Consider the following 23,375-nt stretch of genomic DNA (forward strand, 5'->3'; position numbering starts at 1 on the left):
TTCACGTGTCGCGCCGTTCGCGGCCTCTCCTCGGCCACCGTACGGTTCCCGTGCGCCGAAACCGAGGACCTTCCCCGCCTCGACCCGGAGATGACCGTCTTTTTAGGATGCCCACATGACACAAGAGAACGGTGGGCCGCGCTGGGGCGTGGTGGGGACCGGCGGGATCGCGCGATCCTTCATGGAGGGGCTGCGGGCCGTCCCCTCGGCCCGGGTCACGGCGGTGGGCTCGCGCACCCGGGACCGGGCGGAGGCGTTCGGCCGGGAGTGGGACGTCCCCCGCCGCCACGGCAGCTACGCGGAGCTCGCCGCCGACCCGGACGTGGACGTGGTGTACGTGGCCACCCCGCACCCCTGGCACCATCCGAACACCCTCCAGATGCTCGACGCGGGCAAGCACGTGCTCGTGGAGAAGCCCATGGCGATGAACGCGCTCCAGGTGTCGCAGATGGTGGCGGCGGCCCGGGCCAACGACCGCTTCCTGATGGAGGCCGTGTGGACGCGCTTCCTGCCCGCCTCCCGACTCGCCCGCGACCTGGTGGCGGACGGGGCGATCGGGGAACTGTGCACGGTCGCCGCCGACTTCGGGATCAACGTCCCCTACGACCCCGAACACCGGCTCTTCAACGTCGACCTCGGCGGCGGTGCCTTCATGGACCTGGGCGTGTACCCGCTGGCGCTCGCCTCGCAGTACCTGGGCGGGCTCACCGTGGTGGGGGCCACCCGGCAGCTGTCACCGGACCGGATGGTGGACACCCAGACCTCGGTGCTGGTGCACGGGGAGAACGGGGTGAGCGCCACCCTGACCTGTGCCTCCCGCAACGTCCTGCCCAACCGCGCGGTGCTGGCCGGGACGGACGGTTGGCTGGAGATCCCCCGCTTCTGGGCGGCCACCGAAGTCGTCCTGCACAGGGAGGGGCGTGCGCCCGAGCGGTTCCACCGGCCCTTCCGGGCCAACGGCTACGAGTACGAGATCGAGGAGGTCGGGCGGTGTCTGGCGGCCGGTGAACGCCAGAGCCCCGACATGACCTGGGCGGAGAGCCTACGGCTGGCCGGGGTCACGGACCAGATCCGGGACGTGGGCGCGCTGGTGAGCGGCCCGTCCGACGTCAGAAGCGTCCCCCGGGGATGAGCCCGCCCGCCCCCGCTCCGGTGGGGGTGGCGCGCACGGTGAAGTCGTCGCGGGCCGACACCCCGGGGACGGCCCGGCCCCGGGTGGTGGGCGCGGAGCGGCGCGACCGCGGGCTCAGGGCGCGGCCCAGCGCGAGCCTGGCCAGGGGCAGCGCGCCCATGCGGGCCACGACCAGGACCGCGTCCTTGGGGCCGACCTCGCGGGCGAAGTGGGCGTCCAGTTCGGGGTCGCCGCTGCGGGGGGCCACCCCGTAGATCTCGCCGTCGAACATCCGGTAGGCGTCGCGGACCATCAGGGAGTCGGGGTCCAGGCCGGGACCGTCACCGAGCCAGTCGGCGGCGTCGGAGGCGATCCGGCGGACCAGGCCGGGCACGGGGCGGTCCTGGCGCGGGAAGACCCGCGCCCGGCCCAGCCCCTTGCGCCACCCCGCGTAGACGGCCGGGTGGCGGGTGCGCAGCACGACGTAGGTGCTGGACAGGGGGTGGGCCAGGACCTCGCGGTTGAGGAAGTGCAGCATCAGGGCGGCGGAGAGACCGGAGCGCCGGTGGGCCGGGACCACCCCGGCCGCGTCCAGGTAGAGGGCGTGGCGGGCGGCGAAGCGGCGCCGGTGGTAGCCGCCCCAGCCGACCGGGACGCCGTCCGGACCCAGGATCAGCGCGAGCGAGGAGATCTGGTCGAAGAACCCGGAGGACATCCGGGCGTGCCAGTAGCCGGAGTGGTCGGCGCCGAAGGCGCGGGCCGCCAGGTCACGCAGGGCCAGGTGGAGGCGTTCCCGGCATTCGGGTTCCAGGGAGGTGGGGTCGTCCCAGCGGGCGACACGGTAGCCGGGCCGGAGCGGGCGGACTGTCGGGGGAACACTGAGTTCGCGCAGGTCCAGGGGGTGGTGTCGGGTCTGGTCGGGCACGCGGAAGCCCCACTTTCATTACTCTACGAAAGTAAACGACTCCTTAACGTAGCTGGTTTGTGGCGTTCCCGCGCGGACTTGACCCAACTGGAGGTTCCCGGGACTACCCGGACACCGGTTCCGGGGAGGTCAACGCCCGCCGCCGGTACCGCTTCCACGCGACGCCGGCGTAGGCGCAGACGACGATGCCCGCGATGACGAACCGCGAGGTCATCAGGTGCTCCTCCGGGTAGAGGACACCGGTGATGTGGAAGTCGATGAACCCGTTCTCCATCACCTCGCGACCGGTCTGCAGACGCGACCAGTTCTCGATGTCGGTGAGGAAGCACGACCACCCGATGACGACGATCCCCAGCGCGTAGACGGCCACCGCCAGGTGCGGCCAGAACATCCTCGGCCACTTCCAGGAGAGGAAGCCGCCGAGGACGACGTAGGCGAAGAACAGGTAGTGGAGGACCATCGCGGTGTGGCCGATGAGGAGGGGCATACCGCGAACCTAGGCCGGGAGCGGGCTCCCGGGCATCGGCGTTCGTACCCACCCGCGGTGAGTACCCGTACTCATGCGCGCCGGTCGGCCGCCGAGGCGTTGCCCATGCGGGAGAGCCGTCCTCCCAACCGCGCCATCTCCGCGCGCAGCTCCACGGGCTCCTCCACCTCCATGTCCATGTCGAGCATGGCCAGGTAGCAGGCCATGCCGACCAGGTCGTCGCTGGCGCACAGCAGCAGGCAGGAGTGCTCGTCCACGGCCTCGATGACGCCGTGGTGCGCGGCGGGACCCGCGAGGGCCGTCTCGGCGGAGACGCCCAGGCGCACACGCGCCTTGATCGGCCACATGTGCAGGTTCATCCGGTCGGCCAGGTACCCGGTCACCCCCCGCTCGGGCGGCTCGCGCGGGGGCACGCGCGGGCCGGTGGGGGTGAGCGGGCGCATCCGGTCCACCCGGAAGGTGCGCCAGTCGTCCCGGGCGGGGTCCCAGGCCACCAGGTACCAGCGGCGCCCCCGGGAGACCAGCCGGTACGGCTCCACGGTTCGGCGGCCCGTGGAGCCGTCGAGGCGTTCGTACTCGAAACGCAGCAGTTCGCTGTCGCGGCAGGCGGACGCCACCAGGGTGAGGGTCGCGGAGTCGACGGTGGGACCCTCACCCGGCATCGGGACGGTGAAGGTGCCCAGCGCGTCCACGCGGCGGCGCAGCCGGGAGGGGAGTACCTGGAGGAGCTTGGCCAGGGCCCGCACCGAGGTCTCCTCGATCCCCGAGACCCCGCCCTGCGCGGCGGTGCGCAGCCCCACCGCGACCGCCACCGCCTCGTCGTCGTCCAGGAGCAGCGGCGGCAGGGCGGCGCCCGCCCCCAGCTGGTAGCCGCCGCCGGTGCCCATGGTCGCCTGGATGGGATAGCCCAGGTCGCGGAGTCGGTCCACGTCGCGCCGGACGGTGCGCGGACTGACCTCGAGGCGCTCCGCCAGCTCGCCCCCCGGCCAGTCCTTGCGGGTCTGGAGGAGGGACAGGAGCTGGAGCAGCCGGGCCGATGTCGACTTCATGCCATGAGTGTGCCAGGAGTGGAGGTCGGTTTCCGTCCTCCACTTGCCACCACGTGCCGGTCAGGCGGACGGCTACGCCTGACGGTCGGGAACCAGCACGCTCAGGCAGGTCACGCAGGCCTCCAGCTTCTCGAACTCGGAGATGTCCACCGGCAGCACCCGCCAGCGGTCCGCGGTCAGCTGGTGGATGGTCTCGTGCGCGGCGGCGCTGACCAGCACGTCACGGCCGCCGAGAGGCAGCACGTGCGCGCCCGGCTCCTCCACGGCGCGGCGGATCGGCGGCAGGCCGGTGGTGTCGACCAGGTCGGGCAGACCGACCAGCGTGCCGTCCGGCAGCGCGGTCACGGCCGACTTCAGGTGCAGGGCCCGCCCCAGCGGTACCCGGTGGACCTTGCGGCCCAGCGGTGCCAGGTGTCGTTCCAGCTGTTCGGCGCCGTCCTCGTTGGTCCGCCCACCGATCCCCACGTACACCGTCCCCCCGACCTGGAGGACGTCGCCGCCGTCCAGGGTCCCGGGGTCCTCGATCCGCGCCACCTCCAACCCGAGGGCGCGGACCGTGGCCTCCACCCCCGTGACCTCGCCCCGCCGCTCGGCCGCCCCCGAGCGGGTCAGCACCGCCAGGTACTCGCACACCACCACCGGGTCCTCCACGAACACCGAGTCGGGGTGCTCCGGGGCGGGGTCCACCTCGTGCACCCGCCACCCGGCCGAGGCCACCGTCTCCTGGTAGATGGTGTACTGCCGGGCGGCCAGCACCGGGTCGACCGGGGTCCGCTCGATGTGGGTGACGATGCCGTCGTCCAGCCGGGGGCTGGGTCGGCGCATCAGGGCGACCCCGTAGTACGTGTAGCCGTCCATACGACCTCCAGGGAGAAAGGGGAAGGGCCGGGCTCCGACGAGCGAAGCCGCAGCGTATCGCGACTCCCTACCCCGTTTCGCGGACCGGCACGCGGGGCGAACGGCTTGTCCGCGGGCGCGGGTGGGGGCAGGCTGGACGTATGGACGTGATCGTTGTCGGCGGCGGGATCGTGGGGGCCAGTGCGGCCTTCCACCTGACGAAGAAGGGCGTGTCCACGGCGTTGGTGGACGCCTCCCACCTGGGGCAGGCCTCGGCGGCCGGATCGGGGATCGTGTTCCCGTGGCCGTTCCCGTGGGACGAACCACCGGTGTGGGACTTCAAGGCCCGCGCCGCGGGGCACTACCCGGAACTCATGGCCGAGCTGGCCGAGGACGGGCAGGTCACCGGGTACGAGGTGGTCGGCGGGATGTCGGTGGACCGCGAGGGCGGTGACGCGGGCTTCGAGCTCCTGCGCACGCTCTCCGAGCGCCCCGAGTTTGCCACCATGGGCCGGGTGGAGCGACTGGCCGAGGGGGAGCCGCGGCGCCGCTTCCCTCTGCTGCCCGAACCCTACGCGGGCGTGCACATCGAGGGGATGGCCCGGATCGACGGCCGACGGGTCCGGTCCGCCCTCTTCAACGCGGCCGGGGAACGCGGTCTGCGCTACTACAAGGGCGACTCCCGGCTGCTGTGGAACGGCCACCGCGTCACCGGAGTGCGGGTGGGCTCGGAGGACCTGGAGGCCCCGACGGTCATCGTGGCGGCCGGGGCGTGGTCGGCGGGGCTGCTGTCGGTGGCCGGGGTGGAGCTGGGGGTGCACCCCGTGCGGGGCCAGATGACCCACTTCGCGCTCCCGGGCCAGGACACCCGGGCCTGGCCCGTGGTGCGGTTCGGTGAGCGCGACTACTACGTGAGCGCCTTCGCTCCCAACCGGGTGGTCACCGGCGGCACGACCGAGCCGGAGGCGGGGTTCGACCACAGGGTCACGGCCGGCGGGCTGTCGCACAACCTGTCCACGGCCCTGGAGCTGCTTCCGGAACTGGCCGAGGCCAGCGTGGTCGAGACCCGAGTGGGGTTCCGGCCGGTCACCCACGACGGCCGACAGCTGCTCGGCCCCGTCGAACGGCTGCCCGGCGTGCTGGTCGCCACGGGGCTGGGGTCGCAGGGGCTCACCTTCGGCCCGTACCAGGGCGTGGTCGCCGCCCGGTTGGCGATGGGGGAGGACCCCGGGGTGGACCTGTCCGCGTTCGTCCCCGACCGCGACCAGACCCCGACCGTGGTCTGAGGCGGTGGGGCACCGCGCGGGAACCGGGGGTTCCTCCCGCGGCGCCCCACCGGGCCCGGGTCAGGCGTTGGGCGGCAGGTCGGTCCCCGCGCCCCGCTGACGGGTCCGCAGCAGGTCGTGGCGCTCGCCCGGGAGTGTCGGCTCACCCGCGCCCTGCACCACGAAACCCGCGTCCGCGATCATCTCCAGGTCGTCCCTTCCCGCCTGGCCCTCACTGGTGAGGTAGTCACCGAGGAAGAGGGAGTTGGCGATGTGCAGCGCGAGGGGCTGAAGGGAGCGCAGGTGGATCTCGCGCCCTCCGGCCAGCCGCACCTCCACGTCGGGGAAGACGAACCGGGTGGCGGCCAGGACGCGCAGGCAGCGCTGCGGGGTCAGCTCCCAGGTGCCCTCCAGGGGCGTGCCCTCGAACGGCATGAGGAAGTTGACCGGCACCGAGTCCGGGCCCAGGTCACGCAGGGCGAACAGGGCGTCGACGAGGTCGTCGTCGCTCTCCCGCATGCCCGCGATCAGCCCCGAGCAGGGGGACAGCCCGGCGTGCTTGGCCCGTTCGACCGTGTCGACCCGGTCAGCGAACTCGTGCGTGGTGCAGATGTCGGAGTAGCGCTCCTCCGAGGTGTTGAGGTTGTGGTTGTAGGCGTCGACCCCGGCCTCGCGGAGCCGGTCGGCCTGGCCTTCGGAGAGCAGCCCGAGGCAGGCGCACACCTCCACTCCGGGGTGCTCCTCCTTGATCCCGGCGACCGCCGGGGCGAGGCGGTCCACGTCGCGGTCGGTGGGGCCGCGCCCGCTCGCCACCAGGCACACGCGGCTGGCCCCGGCCTTCACCCCGTGTGCGACCGCCTCACGGGTCTGGTCCGGCTTGAGCCAGGTGTACTTGACGATCTCGGCCCGCGACCCCAGGCGCTGGGAACAGTAGAAGCAGTCCTCCGGGCACAGACCGCTCTTCATGTTCACGAGGTAGTTGAGCTTGACCCGGCGGTCGAAGTAGCGACGGCGGACGCGGGAGGCCGCGGCGACCAGGTCCATCAGGTCGTCGTCGGAGCTGGTCAGCACGGCCAGGAGTTCGTCACGGGTGGGGGTCTCACGGCGCAGGGCCTTCTCGGACAGTGCGTGGAGGCAAGCGTGGAAAGTCGTCACGGGCACGATCCTGGGGGCTGGGGGCGCGTCCGCACAGTGCCGGAACCCACCAAGAAACCGGTCGAAGTCTTGTGTGCCGTCGCGGGACGGCCGGTCAGGGGCGTGCCCCGTGGACCGCTCCGGCACCGGTCCACCGGCCCATGGGCGGCAGGGGATCGTCCGCGACCGCGAGCGGGGTGAACCCGGCGGCGCGGAAGAAAGCCAGCCTCCCCGCGACCCCCTCGCCGCCCTCGGGCAGGAGGAACACCCACCGGACCCCGGCCTCGCGCGCCTCCTCCACGAACCGGTCCAGCAGGGCGCACCCGATCCCGCGCCTGCGCCACGCGGGGTCCACGACGACCGCGAGCACATACCCGTGGGGCGGGGGAGCGGGCGCTCCGGGGCCGGTGTGGGCCCAGTCGAGCACAGCCTCCAGCCAGCCGACCACCCGGCCGTCCTCCTCCGCGACGAGGACCACCATCCCGGGAGGCAGGAGTCGCTCCGGGTAACCCTTCGTGTCGAAATGCGGCGCGGCGCGGATCATGAGGTCGCTGATCGCGGGCCCGTCGCGGCCGGTGGCGTTCCGGACGATCATTCACCCAGAGTAATGGAAGGGGTTCCGCGTTCCGTGCCGTGAATTCCCCGGCGCGCTACCCGAGTCGCCTTTCACGGCCCGCACCCCATTCCGATCGTCGGGCGTTCCGTGTGTTCCTGAGCCGGGAAGTCGGGCACCCGGTTCCGTCAATGACCGCGCGTCGAAGGAAGGGCGAACCTTTAGAGAGGGAGAGCGGGCAAGCGCGGAGGAAGACAGAAATGTGGCCTGTTTTCGTGATCCCCGCCGCCCATATGGGTATCGAGCCTCCGTAGTTCTCGCACCCCCGTTCCCGCGAGGAAAGGACCCCCATGAAGATCCCCCGTTTCGGCGCGCTGTTCAGGCGTCTGAGCATCCTTCTGGCCACGGCCCTGGTCACCGCCGTGCTCGTTCCGGTGAGCGCCGTATCGGCCGAGCAGGCCGTCGCCGCGGTCAATCTGCGCACCCCCTTCGACTGCGGCCAGGTCTGGAACGCCAACACCCGGACCAACCACAACCCGCAGCTCTCGGTCGACTTCCAGCGTTCCAACGCACTGAACCAGAACGTGCGCTCCAGCGCCGCGGGAACCGTGACCACGGTCGCGGACCGGGGCAACACCAGCTATGGCAAGTACATCGTCATCGACCACGGCAGCGGCGTCACCACCCTCTACGCGCACCTCAACTCGCAGTCGGTCTCCGTGGGCACCCGGGTGAGCACAGGCACCGTCATCGGCAAGGTCGGCAGCACCGGCGGTTCGACCGGCCCCCACCTGCACTACGAACAGCGCGTCAACGGCACCGTGGTCCGCGCGGTGCTCAACGGTGTGTCGATCCGCTACTACGGCAACACCACCATCACCAGCAGCACGGGCTGCTGACACCTCCCGGTTCACGCGCGGCGCGGGTCCTCCGGGGCCCGCGCCGCCGTCAGTTCACGTGGCCGGGTCCAGCCACACAACGAGGCGGCGGGCCGGGCCCGCCGCGCGATCGAGCGGGCCCCGGACCCGGCCTGACCGCACGCTCCGGGGTACTGATCTGTCACTGTGAACACGCTGGTACCGCTCTCGCCGGTCAGACCCCAAGGGGCCACCGCCGCGCTGACGGGTGGAGGGTCACACCACGTCAGGTCAGGCGAGGAGACATCAGCTCCACCACGTCGCACAAATACGAGGCTCCGGGGCCTCGATGAACAACACTGGATCGCATGACGGAGGACCGCTCCACTCGACCACCTGCCCCGAGTGATCTTCTGCCCGATCTCACCTCCGGGCAACTCCGTGCGCTCCACCAGATCGGACGCGAGTGGGGCCGGGTGGCCGGGGAGCCGAGGGAATGGCGCCGCGCGCTCCCCGTGGAGCCGAACGTGGGGAGCTACCCGGCACGCCACCAGGTCCGTCAGCCGCGCTACGAACGCTTCGTCACCGTCTCCGAACTCGGCGGAGATCCACGAACGACGCTGGCCTCAGAAGCCGCTGGCGAAGCGTCCACGCCCGCGGGTCGCGCAGGCTACCGGCTGCGCCGTGTGGTCCTCGGGCCAGCGCTGAAGAGCACCGCTCTGGTCCGCGAGCGCATGCGCAAACTCGTCGCCCTCCCGGTGCTGTCCTCCGACGCCCTGTCCTCCGTCGCCTACGGCCCCGAGGCGATGCTCACCATCCTCGTCATCGGAGGTCTGGCGGGCCTGTCCCTGTCCCTGCCGATCGCCCTCATGATCATGCTGATGATGCTGGCGGTGGGGCTCTCCTACCGACAGACCATCCGCGCCTACCCCAACGGCGGCGGTTCCTACATCGTGGCCAGCCACAACCTCGGGCGGGGACCGGGGCTCCTGGCGGCGGGCGGCCTCATCGTCGACTACGTCCTCACCGTCGCGGTGTCGATCGCCGCGGGCATCGCCGCGATCACCTCCGCGCTGCCCGCGCTCAGCGGAGCGACCGTGCCCATCGGTCTGGGTGTCATCGCCCTGCTCCTGGCCGGAAACCTGCGCGGCGTGCGCCAGGCGGGCATCCTCTTCGCCGCCCCCACCTACGTCTTCGTCCTCTCCGTCGGGGCCGTGATCGTCGTCGGTCTCGCCGACGCGGCCCTCCGTGGCTTCCCCCCGGCTCCCACACCCCAGGTCAACGCCACCACGGGTGTCACTCTGTTCCTCATCCTGCGGGCCTTCACGTCGGGGGCCACCGCCCTGACCGGCATCGAGGCCATCACCAACGCCGTCCCCGCGTTCAGGCCCGTCGAGTGGCGCAACGCCCGCACCGCGCTGACCTGGATGATCGGCACACTGTTGGCACTGTTCGGCGGTCTGATGGCCCTCATCCTGGTCACCGGTACGGTGCCGACCCCGGGAGAGACCGTGCTCTCGCAGCTGGCCCGGCACTCCTTCGGGACCGGCGCCGTCTACGTGCTCGTCCAGGCGAGTACGGCGGCCATCCTCCTCCTGGCCGCCAACACCGCCTACAACGACTTTCCACGGGTCCTGTCCCTGTTGGCACGCGACCACCACGCCCCCCGCGGGTTCATGCGCATGGGTGACCGCCTGGCCTACAGCAACGGCATCCTCCTGCTGTCGGTCGCGGCCGCCCTGATCTTCGTCTCCTTCGGCGGCGACACCACCTCCCTGATCCCGCTGTACGCGGTCGGGGTGTTCCTGGCCTTCACGCTCTCGCAGGCAGGCATGGTGGTGCACTGGTGGCGCTCACGCGCCCGGCACTGGCGCAAGAGCCTCGCGTTCAACGCCACCGGAGCCCTGATGTGCGGGGCGGTGTTCGTCACCGCCGCGATCGTCAAGTTCAGCGCGGGAGCGTGGGTGGCGCTGCTGGCCGTGGCCGTGTTCGTCATCCTGGCCCTGCGTATCCGCGTCCACTACGACACCGTCGGGCGCGCGCTTCGGTTGCGACCCCACGCGGCCTCGTCCCCGGGCGGCCCGATCAGCGTGATCCGTCGTCCGGCCGATGCGCGCGCTCCCGCGACCCGGCCGGGCGCGGAGACGACAGCGGGCGAGGCGGGCCTCGAGACGAGAGTGGAGGCGAGCCGCGCGGAGGGGCCGAGGGACCAGGAGGCGGAGGAGACCCCCGAGGAGATCCACCACCTGTCGGTCGTTCCCGTCGAGACCCTGGACCTGGCCAACATCCGTGCCCTGGCCTACGCGGCGTCACTCCGCCAACCCGTTCTCGCCGTCCACCTCAGCCCCTCCGAGGAAGAGGCGGAGAGGATGCGGGGGTACTGGCTGCACTGGGGGGACCATCTGCCCCTGGAAGTGGTGGTCTGCCCCTATCGGACGATCATCGCGCCGTTGGTGAACTACATCGAGGCGCTGCGCGAACAGCGGTCGGACCTGACGATCACGGTGATCCTGCCCGAGGTGGTGCCCAGGCGCTGGTGGCACCGGGTCCTCCACGACCGGATGGCGTTTCGGCTCAGGCACGCCCTGCGGGAACGTCCCAAGATCGTCGTCACCACCGTGCCGTTCCACGTCTGAGACCGGGTTCCGCGCGCTGAGACCGCTGTGTGTCGCTCGGACGAGGCGGCCGGGGAGCGGACGAACATGGTCCTGCGTGATCGGACCACGCACCGGACGCCGGTGGGTCGCGGACACGAGCACCGGGTCGCGGGCCCGCGCCCGGTGGCGGCCGGTGCCCGTCGTGGAGGAAGGTGGGGGCGGGGTGGGGGACTGGGAACAGTGGCTGCTGACCGTGCCGGTCGGCGTGATCTACTCGGTCGCCCTCCTGTTGCCGTTCATCGAGTCGGCGGTCTTCGTCGGACTGGTGGTTCCCGGAGAGACCGCGCTGCTGGTCGCCGGAGCGGTGGCGGGCCTGGGCCACGCGGATCCCTTCGTGGTGGCTGCCTGTGGAATCGTCGGAGCCGTGGCCGGGGACACCGTCGGTTTCCTCATCGGTCGTCGCCTGGGGCCGCGACTGACCACCGGCAGGCTCGGCCGCATGATCGGTACCGCCCGCTGGGAACGGGCTGAGGGGTTCGTGCGTCGCTACGGTGGCCACGCGGTGTTCCTCGGCCGATGGGTGGGGTTCGCGCGTGCCCTCGTGCCAGCGCTGGCGGGCGCCGGCGGTCTGGGATACAGGCGTTTCCTCGTCTGGAACGCGTTGGGCGGTGCGGTGTGGGCGACGTCCGTGACCCTGCTCGGGTACCTCGCGGGCCACTCCTGGCAGCATGTGGAGCGGATCTTCGGCGCGGCCGTGATCCTGGTACTGCTCGCCGGAGCGGTGGTCCTGTTCTCGGTGCTCCTCGCCCGGTGGATCGCCCGACACCCCGAACGCGTTCGTCACTGGGTCGAACGCCAGGTGGAGCGGCCCAGCGTGCGAACGGTTCTCACACGCCACGACCGGCAGGTCCGGTGGCTGGGCCGCAGATTCCAACCGCACACGGCCCTGGGCCTGCAACTGACCGCTGGGGTGGCGTTCATCGTGATCGGAGGATGGTTCTTCGGCGCGGTGCTCCAGGACGTCATCGTCGGTGAGGAGGCCGTCCGGGGCGACCGACCGATCCTGCACTGGTTGGCCACACACCGGGACGACGCCCTGACCTCGATCGTCGTCCCGGTTCACAGCCTCACGAGCGCCTGGGGCTCCCTGGTCGTCGCTGTCGCGGGAGCACTCCTGTTGCCGGGGCGCCCCCGCAACCTGGTCCTGGCCCTGGCGGCCTGGAGCGGTGCTGCGGGCAGCGCTCTGGTGGTGGCCGCGTTGGTCGGACGTTCCGGGCCACCACCGGCCTACGCCCTTGCCACCGCGCCCACCAGCGGTTCCTTCCCCGCGTTCGAGGTCGCGACCACGACCGCCGTGGCCAGTGTCCTGGCCTGTCTTGCGAGCGGGCGGGCACGCAGCTGGGTTCGCGCGGTGACGTACTGGACCGTGGCCGTTCTCTGGGCAGGCACGGCCGGAGCCGTCGCCGCCTACCTCGGTACGGCGTGGACCACCGACGTTCTGGGTGGCTGGGCCCTGGGAGCGTTGTGGTCCGCGGCCCTGGTCACCTCCACCACCCGGTGGGAACGCCTGCCCCACTCCGCATCCACGAGCTGAACGCGTTCTCCCGGAGGGGAGGTTCCCCAGGTGCGCTCACGCCCGGACGACATGTCGGACCCTGCCCCACGAGTGAGCGGATCACGTACGCCGGAGTGACGATTCACCAGGAGCTGACGGGGGAGGCCCTTCACCGCTGATTGGTCGGAGCGGACCGTTCGGAGTGGGCCTCCCCGTTGGCTGACCCGTACCCGCCACCGCCACCGCCGTCCGAACCCGATCCCGGGCATCCCGTAGCGAGGACGGCGACCGCTGTCGCCGCCAGGGTTCCGAGGAGTACCCGGCCCACACGCTGGGGCGGAACCTGACTGCGAGTGATGTCATCCTGCATGACTCATCCCCTCCGTGACCTGACAGAATCCCGCTGTGGGACGCCAGCGTCACCACTGTCGACACCCTTGTCGATACTCACAGTAACCACTCCGTGTCGCGCGGCGCCGGAGCGGAGCGGCCGAGTTGGGCCGGACACCGACTCCGTTCGCGTTGGATGAGCAGGCCAGAGGAGCTCTGGTCTCCGAGAGCACCCGGGGGATGTCTGCGGCTCGGGATCGGATGGGAGAGATCCGGGGGGCGGTGCCTGGCGAGGTGCCACCTGACGCGGATCAGGCGCGGCCCGACGCGGTCCCGGATCGCGTTGCGCTCCGGGACCGAAGCGCCCCGATCTGTCACTGTGGAGCACTGGCGCACTACCCATGTACGCCAGTGACCTGGGAAGAGGCAGATGTGAGCGATACCGGAGCATCGTCGTCGGGGTCGGGAGAAGCCCACCTGGCCCACGTGACCATGATCGCGGCGGCGGCCGCGATGGGTGGCTTCTTGTTCGGCTATGACAGCGCGGTGATCAACGGCGCGGTCGACGCCATCCAGCAGAAGTTCGACGTGGGCGCCGGACTCCTGGGGTTCACCGTCGCCTCCGCCCTGCTGGGCTGCGTGGTGGGCGCTGCCACGGCGGGCAACCTCGCGGACCGGCTCGGCCGCATCAGGGCCATGCAGATCGCCGGTGTGCTGTTCGCGGTGAGCGCGATCGGCTCGGCCCTGCCGTTCTCGATCTGGGACCTCACCTTCTGGCGCGTCATCGGCGGCGTGGCGATCGGTATGGCCTCGGTGATCGCGCCGACCTACATCGCGGAGGTCTCGCCCGCCGCCTACCGGGGCCGCCTGGCCTCCCTGCAACAGCTCGCCATCGTGCTGGGGATCGCCTGTTCCCAGCTGGTGAACTACGCGATCGCGCAGGAGGCGGACGGCAGCGCGCACAACATGCTCGGGCCGGTGCAGGCGTGGCAGTGGATGCTGGCCGTGGAGGCCCTGCCCGCGCTGGTCTACCTGGGATTGAGCCTGGTCATCCCGGAGTCGCCCCGGTACCTGGTGCGGGTCGGACGCGTGGACCGGGCCCGGACCATCCTGAGCGACGTCGAGGGCGGCGGGGCGGCCCGGATCGACCGGCGGATCGGGGAGATCAAGGAGGCCCTGGGTTCGGAGGTGCGGCCCCGGCTGCGTGACCTGACCGGGAGGTACGGCCTGCTGCCCATCGTCTGGATCGGTATGGCGGTCTCCGCCTTCCAGCAGCTGGTCGGCATCAACGTCATCTTCTACTACTCCAGCTCCCTGTGGCAGTCGGTGGGTGTGGCCGAGACCGACTCGCTGCTGCTGAGCCTGTTCACCTCCCTGGTGAACATCGTGGGCACGGTGATCGCGATCATGCTGGTGGACCGGGTGGGCCGCAAGCCCCTGCTGCTGGCCGGATCCGCGGGCATGACCGTCGCGTTGGGCCTGGCCGCCTTCGCGTTCAGCCACGCCACCGGCTCCGGCGAGGAGGTCACGCTGCCCTTCATGTGGGGCGTGGTGGCCCTGGTCTCGGCCAGCTCCTTCGTGCTGTTCTTCGCCCTGTCCTGGGGTGCCGTCGTCTGGGTGCTGCTGGGGGAGATGTTCCCGCTGCGGATCCGCGCCGCCGCCATGGGCGTGGCCACCGCCACCCAGTGGCTGGCCAACTGGCTGATCACCGTGAGCTTCCCGAGCCTGCGGGACTGGAGCCTGCCCGGTTCCTACTCGATCTACGCGGGCTTCGCCCTGCTGTCCTTCTTCTTCGTGCTCAAGTTCGTGCAGGAGACCAAGGGCAAGACCCTGGAGGAGATGCGGGGTTAGGCTGGAGAGGTGGACGGCAGGGAACGGGGCCGCACCTGGGACTTCGCGGTGGCGTCCCCCGACAGCGCCCCCGGGGTGGCCGCGATGGTCGGCTACCGGAACCGCGACGTGCCCGAGTCCGTCCACCTCGGCCTGCCGTCGGCGTCCCTGACCCTCATCCTCAGCCTGGACGACGGGGTCGAGGCGGCCGACACCCCCGACCGGTTGACCGACGCCCGCCCCAACCCGGTGCTCCTGGGCGGGCTCCACACCCGCGCGACGCACGTACTCCAGAAACCGGGACAGACCGGGGTCCAGGTCTCGGTGCACCCGCTCGCCGCACGTGCCCTGTTCGGCGTCCCGGGATCGGAACTGGCGGTCGCCGCCTCGGACGGCTTCGACGGCTCCGCCCTGTTGGGCCGCTCGGCCACCGAGGTGCGCGAGCGCCTGACCGGAGCACCCGACTGGGAGACGGCGTTCGCACTGGTCAGCCGCTACCTTGAGGGGCTGCACCGGGAGCACGACCGTGGGGCCGCGAGGAGCGAGGTCGCACACGCGTGGGAGCTGCTGGCGCGCACCCACGGGCGCTTCCCGGTGGGGGAGCTCGCACGCGAGGTCGGGCTGAGCGCGCGCCACCTGGGCACCCTCTTCCACCGCGAGGTCGGGCGGTCGCCCAAGACCGTGGCGACCCTCATGCGCTTCGGGCACGCACGCGCCCTGATCACGGAGAACCTCCGGCGTCGTGGCCCGGCCCGGTTCGCGGAGGTGGCCCTTGAGGCCGGATACAGCGACCAGGCGCACCTGAACAGGGAGTTCGTCCACTTCACCGGACTCTCCCCAGGGGCCTGGGTGGCCGAGGAGTTCCGAAACATCCAAGACGGGGCGCACACCCCCGCGAAGAATGGACACCATGAGTAACACGACTCCCACCGTCTGGAGCACGCTCCAGGCCGTGGACGCACCCAGACTGATCGACTACTACGTCGAGACCTTCGGATTCGTGCTCACGGCGCGCCACGACGACGGCGACACCGTCGCCCACGCCGAGCTGCTGTGGCCCGAGGGCAGCGGCGGCCTCATGCTCGGCACCCACAAGCCGGGAGGGGAGTGGTCGCGCGAGCCCGGGACGGCGGGGACCTACGTGGTCACCACCGACCCGGACGCCCTGTACGAGCGGGTGACCGCCCGGGGCGCGGACATCACGCGTCCGCTCTCCGACACCGACTACGGTGCCCGCGAGTTCGGGGTACGCGACCCGGAGGGCAACCTCTGGTCGTTCGGCACCTACCCGGGCGCGCCCACCCCCTGAGGAGCGGGCGCGCGGACGGCGGGGATCACCGCTCCCCAGGTGCGCCGGTGAACAGCTCACGCACCTCCTCGGCGGTGGTCTCCCGCAGCTCCTCGTCGAGCAGCAACCACCGGGTGATCCCGACGGACTCCAGGAAGCGCAGGTCGTGACTGGCGACCAGCAACGCCCCCTGGTAGGCCTCCAGGGCGCCGGTCAACTGCCGGACACTGGACAGGTCCAGGTTGTTGGTGGGCTCGTCCAGCATCAGCAGCTGCGGAGCCGGGGAGGCCAGCATGGTCGCCGCCAGGGCCGCCCGGAAGCGCTCGCCCCCGGACAGCGTCCCCGCGACCTGCGCGGCCCGGTTTCCCTTGAACAGGAACCGCGCCAGTTGGGCGCGGATGTGCTGCGCACTGACCCCCGGAGCCGCGTCGGAGACGTTCTCCGCGACGCTCAGGGACTCGTCCAGCACGTCCAACCGCTGCGGCAGGAACCGCACGGGCACGGACAGCTCGATCTCACCCTCCAGCGGGGTGTCCAGCCCGGCGACGGCGCGCAGCAGCGTGGTCTTGCCCGCGCCGTTGCGGCCCACCAGCGCGATCCGCTCCGGACCGCGCACCAGTAGATCACCCGAGACCAGACGGCCGAACCGGGGGCGCACCCCGCTCAGGCTCAGCACGTCACGGCCGTTGGGCACCTCCGTGTGGGGCAGGTCCACCCGGATCTCGGCGTCGTCCCGCACCGCGTCGGCCGCCTCCTCACGGCGTTCGCGGGCCTCGTCGAGCCGATCCTCGTGGGTACCCCGGAGCTTGCCCGCGGACTCCTGGGCGGCCCGCTTGAGCGCGCCCTGGACGATCTTCGGGATCCCTCCGTCGATGGCCGCCTTCTTGGCGGTGCGCTGGCGACGGGCCAGTTTGATCTGGGTCTCCTCCAGTTCCCGTTTCTGTCGGCGCACGTCGGCGTCGGCCGCGCGCAGGGTCCGTTCGGCCGCCTCCTGCTGTACGGCCAGCGCCTCCTGATAGGCGGTCCAGCCGCCGCCGTAGACGGTCACCGAGCCGGTGCGCAGCTCAGCGATCCGGTCCACCCGTTCCAGGAGCTCCAGGTCGTGGCTGACCACCACCAGGGAACCGGACCGCCAGGTCTCCACGGTCTCGTAGAGCCTGCGCCGGGCGAAGAGGTCCAGGTTGTTGGTGGGTTCGTCGAGCAGGAGCACGTCGGGGCGCTCCAACAGGACCGTGGCCAGGCGCAGCAGGACGGTCTCGCCCCCGGAGAGCTGGCCGACGCTGCGGTCCAGGCCGATCCCGCCCAGACCGAGCGAGCCCAGGGTCGCCAGGGTGCGCTCCTCGATGTCCCAGTCGTCACCGACCGTCTCGAAGTGCCGTTCGGAGGCGTCCCCGGCCTCGATGGCGTGCAGGGCGGCCCGCTTGGCGTCGATCCCCATCGCCTGGTCGACCCGCATGCCGGTGTCGAGCGTGACGTTCTGCGGCACGTAGGCGAGGCTTCCGCCGACGGTCACCGAACCCCGTCCGGGGCGCAGCTGACCGGCCAGGAGGCGGAGCAGGGTGGACTTGCCAGCGCCGTTGGTGCCGACCAGTCCGGTGCGTCCCCGGCCGAGGGTGAGGGACAGACCGTCGAGCACGACGGTGCCGTCCTTCCACTGGAAGGCCAGGTCGGAGCAGGCGACGGCGGCACTCGTGGTGGTGCTGGTCTTTGACATGGGTGTTCTCGCAGTCAGAAGCGGTGTGGAAAGGGCTTCGTGTGCGAGCACCACGCGGCGTTGCGCCGGGAGGGGTGGGGAGTCCTGGTCGACAGGGACGGCTCCTACACCGAGGTTCCATGCACGCGTCGGACAGGCCGGATACCGGCTCCGTACCGCGTGATGATCGCGAACCTCAGATGCGCAACGTCCACCTCGATCGTAGACAACAGGACGAGGAGTACTTTACCCACCGAGTCCCGGACGTCAATCGCCTTTCTCCTGTGAGGTGGCTCTCAGAACTCCTCCAGGTCGATCTTGCGCTGGAGGTACTCCTCGCGGCTGATCTCCCCTCGGGCGTAGCGCAGGCGCAGTTCCTGCGTGGCCGCGTCCCGCGCCGGTTCGATCGCCGGCCCGGTGTGACGCCTCCTGAGCAGCTGGCCGACCTCGGTGACGGTGAGCACGAAGAAGAAGGCCAGGCCCAGCACGACCACGATCACGACCCCCGCGATGAAGACGTTCACGGCGTCCCTACCTTCGACAGTGAGCGGATCGGCCCTCCCTGTCTACCGTCTGGTCGGCCCCACCACCAGGGACCCGGATATTCGCGAACCGCCCAGAACGCCGTAACCTGGGACATCGCGACCCGATGGCCGGGCTGGAAAGGGCGGGATGCGCGTTCTCCTCGTGGACAACCACGACTCCTACACGTACAACCTGTTCCAGCTCCTCGCCGGCGTGCTCGGCGCGGAACCCCTGGTCCTGACCAACGACGACCCGCGATGGTCCGACCTCGACCCGGCCGCCGTCGACGCCGTCGTCGTGTCCCCCGGCCCCGGGCGGCCACAGAACCCCCGCGACCTGGGACGCGTCCCCGAACTCCTCGCCCGCGCGGACCTCCCCGTCCTGGGGGTGTGCCTGGGCCACCAGGCCATCGCCCATCTGGCCGGGGCGGAGGTGAACGCCGCACCCCAGCCCCGCCACGGGCACCTGAGCCGCGTCCGGCACGACGGCACAGGGCTCTTCTCCGGGGTGCCGCAGGGCTTCACCGCCGTGCGCTACCACTCCCTCGCCGTCTCCGAGCCCCTGCCCGGGTCCCTGGTGGCCACCGCGTGGGCCGAGGACGGCGTGGTCATGGGGTTGCGCCACCGCGACCTCCCGCGCTGGGGCGTGCAGTTCCACCCCGAGTCCGTTGCCAGTGAGCACGGAGCCGACCTCGTCGCCAACTTCCTCGCCCTGGCCCGCGAGCACATCGGGGAGCCCCACCACCAGGACAGGATTCCGAACCACGCACGGGCCACCCCGGGCGACGGCCCCGCGATCCGCTTCGCGACACTGCCCTACGCGGTGGACACCGAACGCGCCTTCGCCCACCTGTACGACCACGCCGACCACGCGTTCTGGCTGGACAGCTCCCGCCCCGAGGGTCCCGCCCGGTTCTCCTTCCTCGGAGACGCCTCCGAGGTCCTCACCTACGACGTGGGCGACCCGGCCGTGCGCGTCCGCACCGCCCACGGAACCCACCTGGAACCCGGGGACGTGTTCGAGGCGCTGGAGCGCCGCACCCGCCACACACACCGCCCGACCGGGCTGCCCTTCGACTTCACCGGCGGCCACGTGGGCTACTTCGGCTACGAGCTCAAGGCCGACTGCGGTGCCGCCCGAGCACACACGGCCGTCACCCCGGACGCCGTGTGGATGCGCTGTGACCGCTTCGTCGCCGTCGACCACCATGAGGACCGCACCTACGTGGTCTGCGCCGACGGTGACCCCGCCTGGATCGGCGACACACTCACCGCCCTGCGCGGCCTTCCCCCACTGCCCGAACCCACTGCCTCCCGGGCGCCGGTCGACCTGGCCGCACTGCTCGAACGGCCCCGCGACGCCTACGTGAACGACGTCAAGACGTGCCTGGGCCACCTCACCGACGGTGAGAGCTACGAGATCTGCCTGACCAACCGGGTCCGGCTGCCCGACCTCGGAGACGGCGGTGACCTGGACTTCTACCGGCGTCTCCGTGCGGCCAGCCCCGCCCCCTACGCCGCCTTCCTCCGCGTGGGAGGGGTGTCGGTGCTCAGCGCCTCACCCGAACGCTTCCTGCGCGTGGACTCCGAAGGGGTCGCGGAGAGCCGCCCCATCAAGGGGACCGCGCCCCGCCACCCCGACCCGGCGACGGACGCCCGCATCGCCTCCGAACTGCGCACCGGTGCCAAGACCCGCGCCGAGAACCTCATGATCGTGGACCTGCTCCGCAACGACCTCGGCCGTGTCTGCGAGGTCGGCAGCGTGGAGGTGCCCGCCTTCATGTACACCGAGTCGTACGCGACCGTGCACCAGCTGGTGTCCACCGTCCGTGGACGGCTGCGCCCGGAGATGTCCACCGTGGAGGCGGTCCGCGCCTGCTTCCCCGGCGGCTCGATGACCGGGGCGCCGAAGCTGCGCACGATGGAACTCATCGACCAGCTGGAGTCCTCCGCCCGGGGAGTGTACTCCGGGGCGCTGGGCTACATCTCGCACACCGGCGAGGCGGACCTCAGCATCGTCATCCGCACGGCCGTCCACGCCGACGGCGAGGTCACCGTGGGCGCTGGCGGCGCGATCGTGCTGGACTCCGACCCCGAGGACGAGTACGAGGAGATGCTCCTCAAGGCCCAGGTCCCCGCCCGAGGCCGCTAGCCCTCATCCCCGCGAACGCGGGGAGCATCATCGGGTCGGCTCGGTGGAGCACGTGGCCACGGGACCATCCCTGCGTGCGCGGGGAGCATTCCAGGGCCAGACGCACGACGGCGCTGGAGACGGGACCATCCCCGCGTGCGCGGGGAGCATCAGCCTTACCCCGGCGCGGTCGTTCTCCCCATGGGACCATCCCCGCGTGCGCGGGGAGCATTTCGGCGCGCTACTGGCCGCGGTCGGCGCGGTGGGACCATCCCCGCGTGCGCGGGGAGCATAAAGCCCAATACGTCGGCCTCTGGTTCAGGCGGGGACCATCCCCGCGTGCGCGGGGAGCATACTTTTTCACCTGCGAACTTACCAGTGGCAAGGGGTCGTTTTTCCAACTTCTCGGAAGGCCGACAATTCCGACACCACGCTTTCGAAGGGACTAACTGGGCACGCGTAGGTGCTTCCACTCATCATGGCCCAAGGCAAGGACGATCCTGCTGGTGATGCGACTCGGAAACGGGGGGAACACAGGGTGTTCCGTTGGAACATGGTTGTCCAGGCAACTAATGTCAGCGGCACATCCAGGCCTACGGAAGTCACCTGCGGAGTGATCCAGCATGTCCACGATCCTGTTCCTGATGACCGGCGCCGACCACTGGACCCTGGCGGACGGCACACGGCACCCCACCGGCTTCTGGGCTGAGGAGGCCGTCGCCCCCTACGAGGCGTTCAGGGACGCTGGACACGAGGTCGTCGTCGCCACCCCCGGCGGGGTCGTGCCGCCCGTGGACCGGGGCAGCCTGGAGGCGGACGTCAACGGCGGTCAGGAGAACGCCGACCGGATCTCCGCCGTCCTGGACTCCTTCACCGAACTCCACTCTCCGCTCAGCCTGGAGGAGGTGGACCTCGGCGACTACGACGCCGTGTACCTCCCCGGCGGTCACGGGCCCATGGAGGACCTGGCGGTGGACACCGTCTCCGGCGATCTACTCACCACCGCGCTCGACACGGGCAAGCTCCTCGGCGTGGTCTGCCACGCCCCCGCCGCCCTGCTGGCCGCCGAGCGGCCGGACGGCACGAACCCGTTCGCCGGGTACCAGGTCAGCGCGTTCACCAACGCCGAGGAGGAGCAGGCCGGGCTGGCCGACCGCGCGGCGTGGCTGCTCCAGGACCGCCTGGTGGAGGCGGGGGTGGACTTCCAGGAGGGCGAGCCCTGGGCGCCCAAGGTCGTGGTGGACCGCACCCTGGTCACCGGACAGAACCCCGCGTCCTCCGCCCCGCTGGCCCAGGAGATGCTCAAGCTGCTCGGATGAGGCCCACCGCGCTGGCCAGCGGAAAACCGGTTGCTCCGCCCGCTGGTCAGCGCCACCCTGGTCTCCCATGAGCATTCCCCCGTTCCAGATCAGGGCCAGGTACACCGACACGACGGTCACCGTCTACCAGGCCTACGCCCCCGCGATCGGGGTCCCCGCCGCGCGCGAGGGCCGCTTCCCGGCGTCGTGGAAGCGCGACCGGATGACCTGGGTCAAACCGTCGTTCCTCTGGATGATGTACCGGTGCGGGTGGGGTCGGAAGGCGAACCAGGAGACGGTGCTGGCGGTGGAGATCGCCCGCGAGGGGTTCGAGTGGGCGCTGCGCCGCTCTGCCCTGTCGCACTTCAAGTCGGGCGTACACGCTGACCGGGACGCCTGGAAGAGGGAGCTGCGCGCGGCCCCTGCCCGTGTGCAGTGGGACCCCGAGCGGGATCTGCGCCTGAACCCGCTCGGGCACCGTTCCCTCCAGCTGGGCCTGTCCGGCGAGGCCTCCCGTCGCTACGCGGACGAGTGGACGGTCTCGATCACCGACGTCACACCGCTGGCCCACGAGGTGCACGCTCTGGTGGGCCGGGGCGAGCTGGACACGGCCGCCGCGCTGTTGCCGCAGGAGCACCCTTACCCGATCGCGGACCGGGTCATCGACCATCTGCGCCCGGTTCAGGTCGGTGAGGCCGTGCCCGTCGCGCCACCTGGCCGCTGAGGCCTGAGCACCGCCGCTAGCCGGCCGGTTCGGCCCGGGCGCGCATACCGTCGCGCGTGTACATCCAGGCGGTGCCGCAGGTGAAGGGGACCTCTGCGCAGCCCTTGGACAGACAGGGCACCCAGGCGCCGCAGCGCTCCTTCTTCCTGGTGGTCCCTCCGTGCGGGTCCGGTTCGTCGGGGCCCAGGGTCGCCAGCAGCGCGTGGGCCTCCTCCGTGCCGAACGCGGAGACGGCCAGCCCGCGCAGCTCGCGTTCCCGGACCGCGTCGAGGCCGTCCCGGAACACCAGCGCGTCGGACAGGGTGCGGCGGGCCAGGTGCACCACCTCCCGTTGCGCCGGGCTGAGGTGGGGGTGGGAGCGCTCGTAGCGCCGCAGGTGCTCCAGCCACAGGTCGCGGCGGGCGCGGGGAGGGAGTTCGGCGAAGACGAGGCGGCGGCGGATGAGGGGGTGCGCGGTGAACTCGTCGTAGTCCCTGGGCAGGCGGTCGCGGTTGGCCTCCACCCACTCGCGTGCCAGACCGTGGTCGGAGCGGGCAAGGGCGGGGGTGCGGCCCGCCAGGGCCAGGGTCATGACGACGACCCACCCGGCGTGCAGCCTCTGGAGTCGCGGCCGTACCGAGGTTCCGGAGGAGGGGACCCGAGGCCGTTCCCAGGGGGCCCGGCGGCGTTGGCGGCTGAGCTCGCCCAGTGCCTCGACCACGCGCAGGGCGGCCTGCGCGCCCAGACCCCGCAGGAGCGGCCGCACCATGGAGACCCCGCTCCAGCACCGGACCTCGGCGCCCCGGTGCCGGACCAGGGTCGGGACCCAGGGGGCGTTGGGGCCCCACTGCCGGACCCGCCACTCGCGCACCTCGGGGTGGGTGAGCGGGAGCGTCTCCAACCTGCCGCCCGACACGGACTCCACCGTGGTGGAAATGTCCGCGCACCTGTCACACGAGGAGTCGAAGGCCAACACGTACCGAACCCGAATGTCCCTCATGATCTCCCTTCCCGCACCGCCGCGTCCCAGTGTCAAGGGGAGTCCTTCGCCATGGGTCGGCTTTTCGGAAGTTGGTACGTCCAATCCACGGTCCACGGGGGCAATACCGGACCGAACACGGATGTATCCGTGCTCGCGCCGCTGGTCAGGGCCCTTTTTTGGTGGTCACTTGGGACACGTATCGGCCTGGCCGGGGAACGCGGGACGA

The 23,375-nt window shown here is 71.3% G+C and carries 20 protein-coding genes and 1 CRISPR repeat array; of the genes, 11 read left to right on the plus strand and 9 right to left on the minus strand.

Annotated features, from left to right (window positions below):
* The first annotated feature begins 115 nt into the window (after positions 1-115).
* Complete coding sequence (locus tag AC0VYM_RS16250; RefSeq protein WP_475452971.1) at positions 116-1,132, plus strand: Gfo/Idh/MocA family protein; 1,017 nt, start codon at positions 116-118, stop codon at positions 1,130-1,132.
* Here AC0VYM_RS16250 and AC0VYM_RS16255 read toward each other — a convergent pair.
* The 4 genes from AC0VYM_RS16255 to ddaH all read right to left on the minus strand — a co-directional run bounded on the left by AC0VYM_RS16255 (position 1,110) and on the right by ddaH (position 4,430).
* Complete coding sequence (locus AC0VYM_RS16255; protein ID WP_475452973.1) at positions 1,110-2,036, minus strand: GNAT family N-acetyltransferase; 927 nt, start codon at positions 2,034-2,036, stop codon at positions 1,110-1,112. The genes AC0VYM_RS16250 and AC0VYM_RS16255 overlap by 23 nt on opposite strands.
* A 103-nt stretch (positions 2,037-2,139) precedes the next feature.
* The gene (locus tag AC0VYM_RS16260; protein ID WP_475452975.1) at positions 2,140-2,523 is read right to left on the minus strand and encodes a DUF2784 domain-containing protein; all 384 of its coding nucleotides are present in this window, start codon (positions 2,521-2,523) and stop codon (positions 2,140-2,142) included.
* A 71-nt stretch (positions 2,524-2,594) separates the two neighbouring features.
* On the minus strand, positions 2,595-3,572 hold the full coding sequence (locus AC0VYM_RS16265) for a helix-turn-helix transcriptional regulator (RefSeq protein WP_475452977.1): 978 nt from the start codon (positions 3,570-3,572) through the stop codon (positions 2,595-2,597).
* Positions 3,573-3,644: 72 nt separating this feature from the next.
* Positions 3,645-4,430 carry a dimethylargininase gene (ddaH, locus tag AC0VYM_RS16270; RefSeq protein WP_475452980.1) on the minus strand — a complete coding sequence of 262 codons (786 nt, stop codon included), beginning with the start codon at positions 4,428-4,430 and terminating at the stop codon, positions 3,645-3,647.
* A 140-nt stretch (positions 4,431-4,570) separates the two neighbouring features.
* On the opposite strand from ddaH, the gene AC0VYM_RS16275 reads away from it, so the two are divergent.
* The gene (locus AC0VYM_RS16275) at positions 4,571-5,695 is read left to right on the plus strand and encodes an NAD(P)/FAD-dependent oxidoreductase (protein WP_475452982.1); all 1,125 of its coding nucleotides are present in this window, start codon (positions 4,571-4,573) and stop codon (positions 5,693-5,695) included.
* A gap of 60 nt (positions 5,696-5,755) precedes the next feature.
* Here the strand turns inward: AC0VYM_RS16275 and bioB are convergent, their stop codons facing one another.
* Both bioB and AC0VYM_RS16285 read right to left on the minus strand, forming a co-directional pair.
* Positions 5,756-6,829 carry a biotin synthase BioB gene (bioB, locus tag AC0VYM_RS16280; RefSeq protein ID WP_475452984.1) on the minus strand — a complete coding sequence of 358 codons (1,074 nt, stop codon included), beginning with the start codon at positions 6,827-6,829 and terminating at the stop codon, positions 5,756-5,758.
* 94 nt (positions 6,830-6,923) lie between these two features.
* A complete protein-coding gene (locus AC0VYM_RS16285) occupies positions 6,924-7,403 on the minus strand; it encodes a GNAT family N-acetyltransferase (RefSeq protein ID WP_475452986.1) in 480 nt (159 codons plus the stop codon).
* 308 nt (positions 7,404-7,711) lie between these two features.
* Between AC0VYM_RS16285 and AC0VYM_RS16290 the strand changes: the two genes are divergently transcribed.
* From AC0VYM_RS16290 to AC0VYM_RS16315, 6 genes are all read left to right on the plus strand, one after another.
* Entirely contained in the window at positions 7,712-8,260 is a 549-nt protein-coding gene (locus tag AC0VYM_RS16290) for a M23 family metallopeptidase (RefSeq protein ID WP_475452988.1), read from the plus strand.
* A gap of 326 nt (positions 8,261-8,586) precedes the next feature.
* Entirely contained in the window at positions 8,587-10,854 is a 2,268-nt protein-coding gene (locus AC0VYM_RS16295; RefSeq protein WP_475452990.1) for an APC family permease, read from the plus strand.
* A gap of 76 nt (positions 10,855-10,930) precedes the next feature.
* Positions 10,931-12,409 (plus strand): VTT domain-containing protein, encoded by a 1,479-nt coding sequence (locus AC0VYM_RS16300; protein WP_475452992.1) that lies wholly within the window; start codon positions 10,931-10,933, stop codon positions 12,407-12,409.
* Between the two features lie 783 nt (positions 12,410-13,192).
* On the plus strand, positions 13,193-14,551 hold the full coding sequence (locus tag AC0VYM_RS16305) for a sugar porter family MFS transporter (RefSeq protein ID WP_475463063.1): 1,359 nt from the start codon (positions 13,193-13,195) through the stop codon (positions 14,549-14,551).
* A 9-nt stretch (positions 14,552-14,560) separates the two neighbouring features.
* Complete coding sequence (locus AC0VYM_RS16310; RefSeq protein ID WP_475452994.1) at positions 14,561-15,448, plus strand: AraC family transcriptional regulator; 888 nt, start codon at positions 14,561-14,563, stop codon at positions 15,446-15,448.
* On the plus strand, positions 15,441-15,839 hold the full coding sequence (locus AC0VYM_RS16315; RefSeq protein WP_475452996.1) for a VOC family protein: 399 nt from the start codon (positions 15,441-15,443) through the stop codon (positions 15,837-15,839). Before AC0VYM_RS16310 ends, AC0VYM_RS16315 begins: the two co-directional genes overlap by 8 nt.
* A 25-nt stretch (positions 15,840-15,864) precedes the next feature.
* Here AC0VYM_RS16315 and AC0VYM_RS16320 read toward each other — a convergent pair whose 3' ends face one another.
* Both AC0VYM_RS16320 and AC0VYM_RS16325 read right to left on the minus strand, forming a co-directional pair.
* Entirely contained in the window at positions 15,865-17,532 is a 1,668-nt protein-coding gene (locus AC0VYM_RS16320; RefSeq protein ID WP_475452998.1) for an ABC-F family ATP-binding cassette domain-containing protein, read from the minus strand.
* 275 nt (positions 17,533-17,807) lie between these two features.
* Positions 17,808-18,035 (minus strand): SHOCT domain-containing protein, encoded by a 228-nt coding sequence (locus AC0VYM_RS16325; RefSeq protein WP_475453000.1) that lies wholly within the window; start codon positions 18,033-18,035, stop codon positions 17,808-17,810.
* Positions 18,036-18,183: 148 nt separating this feature from the next.
* Here AC0VYM_RS16325 and pabB point away from each other — a divergent pair, with 148 nt between their 5' ends.
* The 3 genes from pabB to AC0VYM_RS16340 all read left to right on the plus strand — a co-directional run bounded on the left by pabB (position 18,184) and on the right by AC0VYM_RS16340 (position 22,188).
* Positions 18,184-20,187: an aminodeoxychorismate synthase component I gene (pabB, locus tag AC0VYM_RS16330; RefSeq protein ID WP_475453002.1), complete on the plus strand. Its 2,004-nt coding sequence runs from the start codon at positions 18,184-18,186 to the stop codon at positions 20,185-20,187.
* Positions 20,188-20,247: 60 nt separating this feature from the next.
* A CRISPR array of direct repeats spans positions 20,248-20,520; the repeat unit is 29 nt; unit sequence GGGACCATCCCCGCGTGCGCGGGGAGCAT.
* A gap of 269 nt (positions 20,521-20,789) precedes the next feature.
* On the plus strand, positions 20,790-21,485 hold the full coding sequence (locus AC0VYM_RS16335; protein ID WP_475453004.1) for a type 1 glutamine amidotransferase domain-containing protein: 696 nt from the start codon (positions 20,790-20,792) through the stop codon (positions 21,483-21,485).
* Between the two features lie 67 nt (positions 21,486-21,552).
* A complete protein-coding gene (locus AC0VYM_RS16340; protein WP_475453006.1) occupies positions 21,553-22,188 on the plus strand; it encodes a DUF4291 domain-containing protein in 636 nt (211 codons plus the stop codon).
* A 16-nt stretch (positions 22,189-22,204) separates the two neighbouring features.
* Here the strand turns inward: AC0VYM_RS16340 and AC0VYM_RS16345 are convergent, their stop codons facing one another.
* Positions 22,205-23,167, minus strand: a complete 963-nt coding sequence (locus AC0VYM_RS16345; RefSeq protein WP_475453008.1) for a bacteriocin fulvocin C-related protein — start codon at positions 23,165-23,167, stop codon at positions 22,205-22,207.
* Positions 23,168-23,375: the final 208 nt, after the last annotated feature.

The sequence above is a fragment of the Nocardiopsis sp. iso_237 genome (genome assembly GCF_056173345.1).

Excerpts from the sequence above, each read along its gene's own strand:
- AC0VYM_RS16250 (WP_475452971.1), top strand. The coding sequence starts at position 116 with ATGACACAAGAGAACGGTGGGCCGCGCTGGGGCGTGGTGGGGACCGGC.
- AC0VYM_RS16260 (WP_475452975.1), bottom strand. The coding sequence starts at position 2,523 with ATGCCCCTCCTCATCGGCCACACCGCGATGGTCCTCCACTACCTGTTC.
- AC0VYM_RS16265 (WP_475452977.1), bottom strand. The coding sequence starts at position 3,572 with ATGAAGTCGACATCGGCCCGGCTGCTCCAGCTCCTGTCCCTCCTCCAG.
- ddaH (WP_475452980.1), bottom strand. The coding sequence starts at position 4,430 with ATGGACGGCTACACGTACTACGGGGTCGCCCTGATGCGCCGACCCAGC.
- AC0VYM_RS16275 (WP_475452982.1), top strand. The coding sequence starts at position 4,571 with ATGGACGTGATCGTTGTCGGCGGCGGGATCGTGGGGGCCAGTGCGGCC.
- AC0VYM_RS16285 (WP_475452986.1), bottom strand. The coding sequence starts at position 7,403 with ATGATCGTCCGGAACGCCACCGGCCGCGACGGGCCCGCGATCAGCGAC.
- AC0VYM_RS16290 (WP_475452988.1), top strand. The coding sequence starts at position 7,712 with ATGAAGATCCCCCGTTTCGGCGCGCTGTTCAGGCGTCTGAGCATCCTT.
- AC0VYM_RS16295 (WP_475452990.1), top strand. The coding sequence starts at position 8,587 with ATGACGGAGGACCGCTCCACTCGACCACCTGCCCCGAGTGATCTTCTG.
- AC0VYM_RS16305 (WP_475463063.1), top strand. The coding sequence starts at position 13,193 with ATGATCGCGGCGGCGGCCGCGATGGGTGGCTTCTTGTTCGGCTATGAC.
- AC0VYM_RS16315 (WP_475452996.1), top strand. The coding sequence starts at position 15,441 with ATGAGTAACACGACTCCCACCGTCTGGAGCACGCTCCAGGCCGTGGAC.
- AC0VYM_RS16320 (WP_475452998.1), bottom strand. The coding sequence starts at position 17,532 with ATGTCAAAGACCAGCACCACCACGAGTGCCGCCGTCGCCTGCTCCGAC.
- pabB (WP_475453002.1), top strand. The coding sequence starts at position 18,184 with ATGCGCGTTCTCCTCGTGGACAACCACGACTCCTACACGTACAACCTG.
- AC0VYM_RS16335 (WP_475453004.1), top strand. The coding sequence starts at position 20,790 with ATGTCCACGATCCTGTTCCTGATGACCGGCGCCGACCACTGGACCCTG.
- AC0VYM_RS16340 (WP_475453006.1), top strand. The coding sequence starts at position 21,553 with ATGAGCATTCCCCCGTTCCAGATCAGGGCCAGGTACACCGACACGACG.
- AC0VYM_RS16345 (WP_475453008.1), bottom strand. The coding sequence starts at position 23,167 with ATGAGGGACATTCGGGTTCGGTACGTGTTGGCCTTCGACTCCTCGTGT.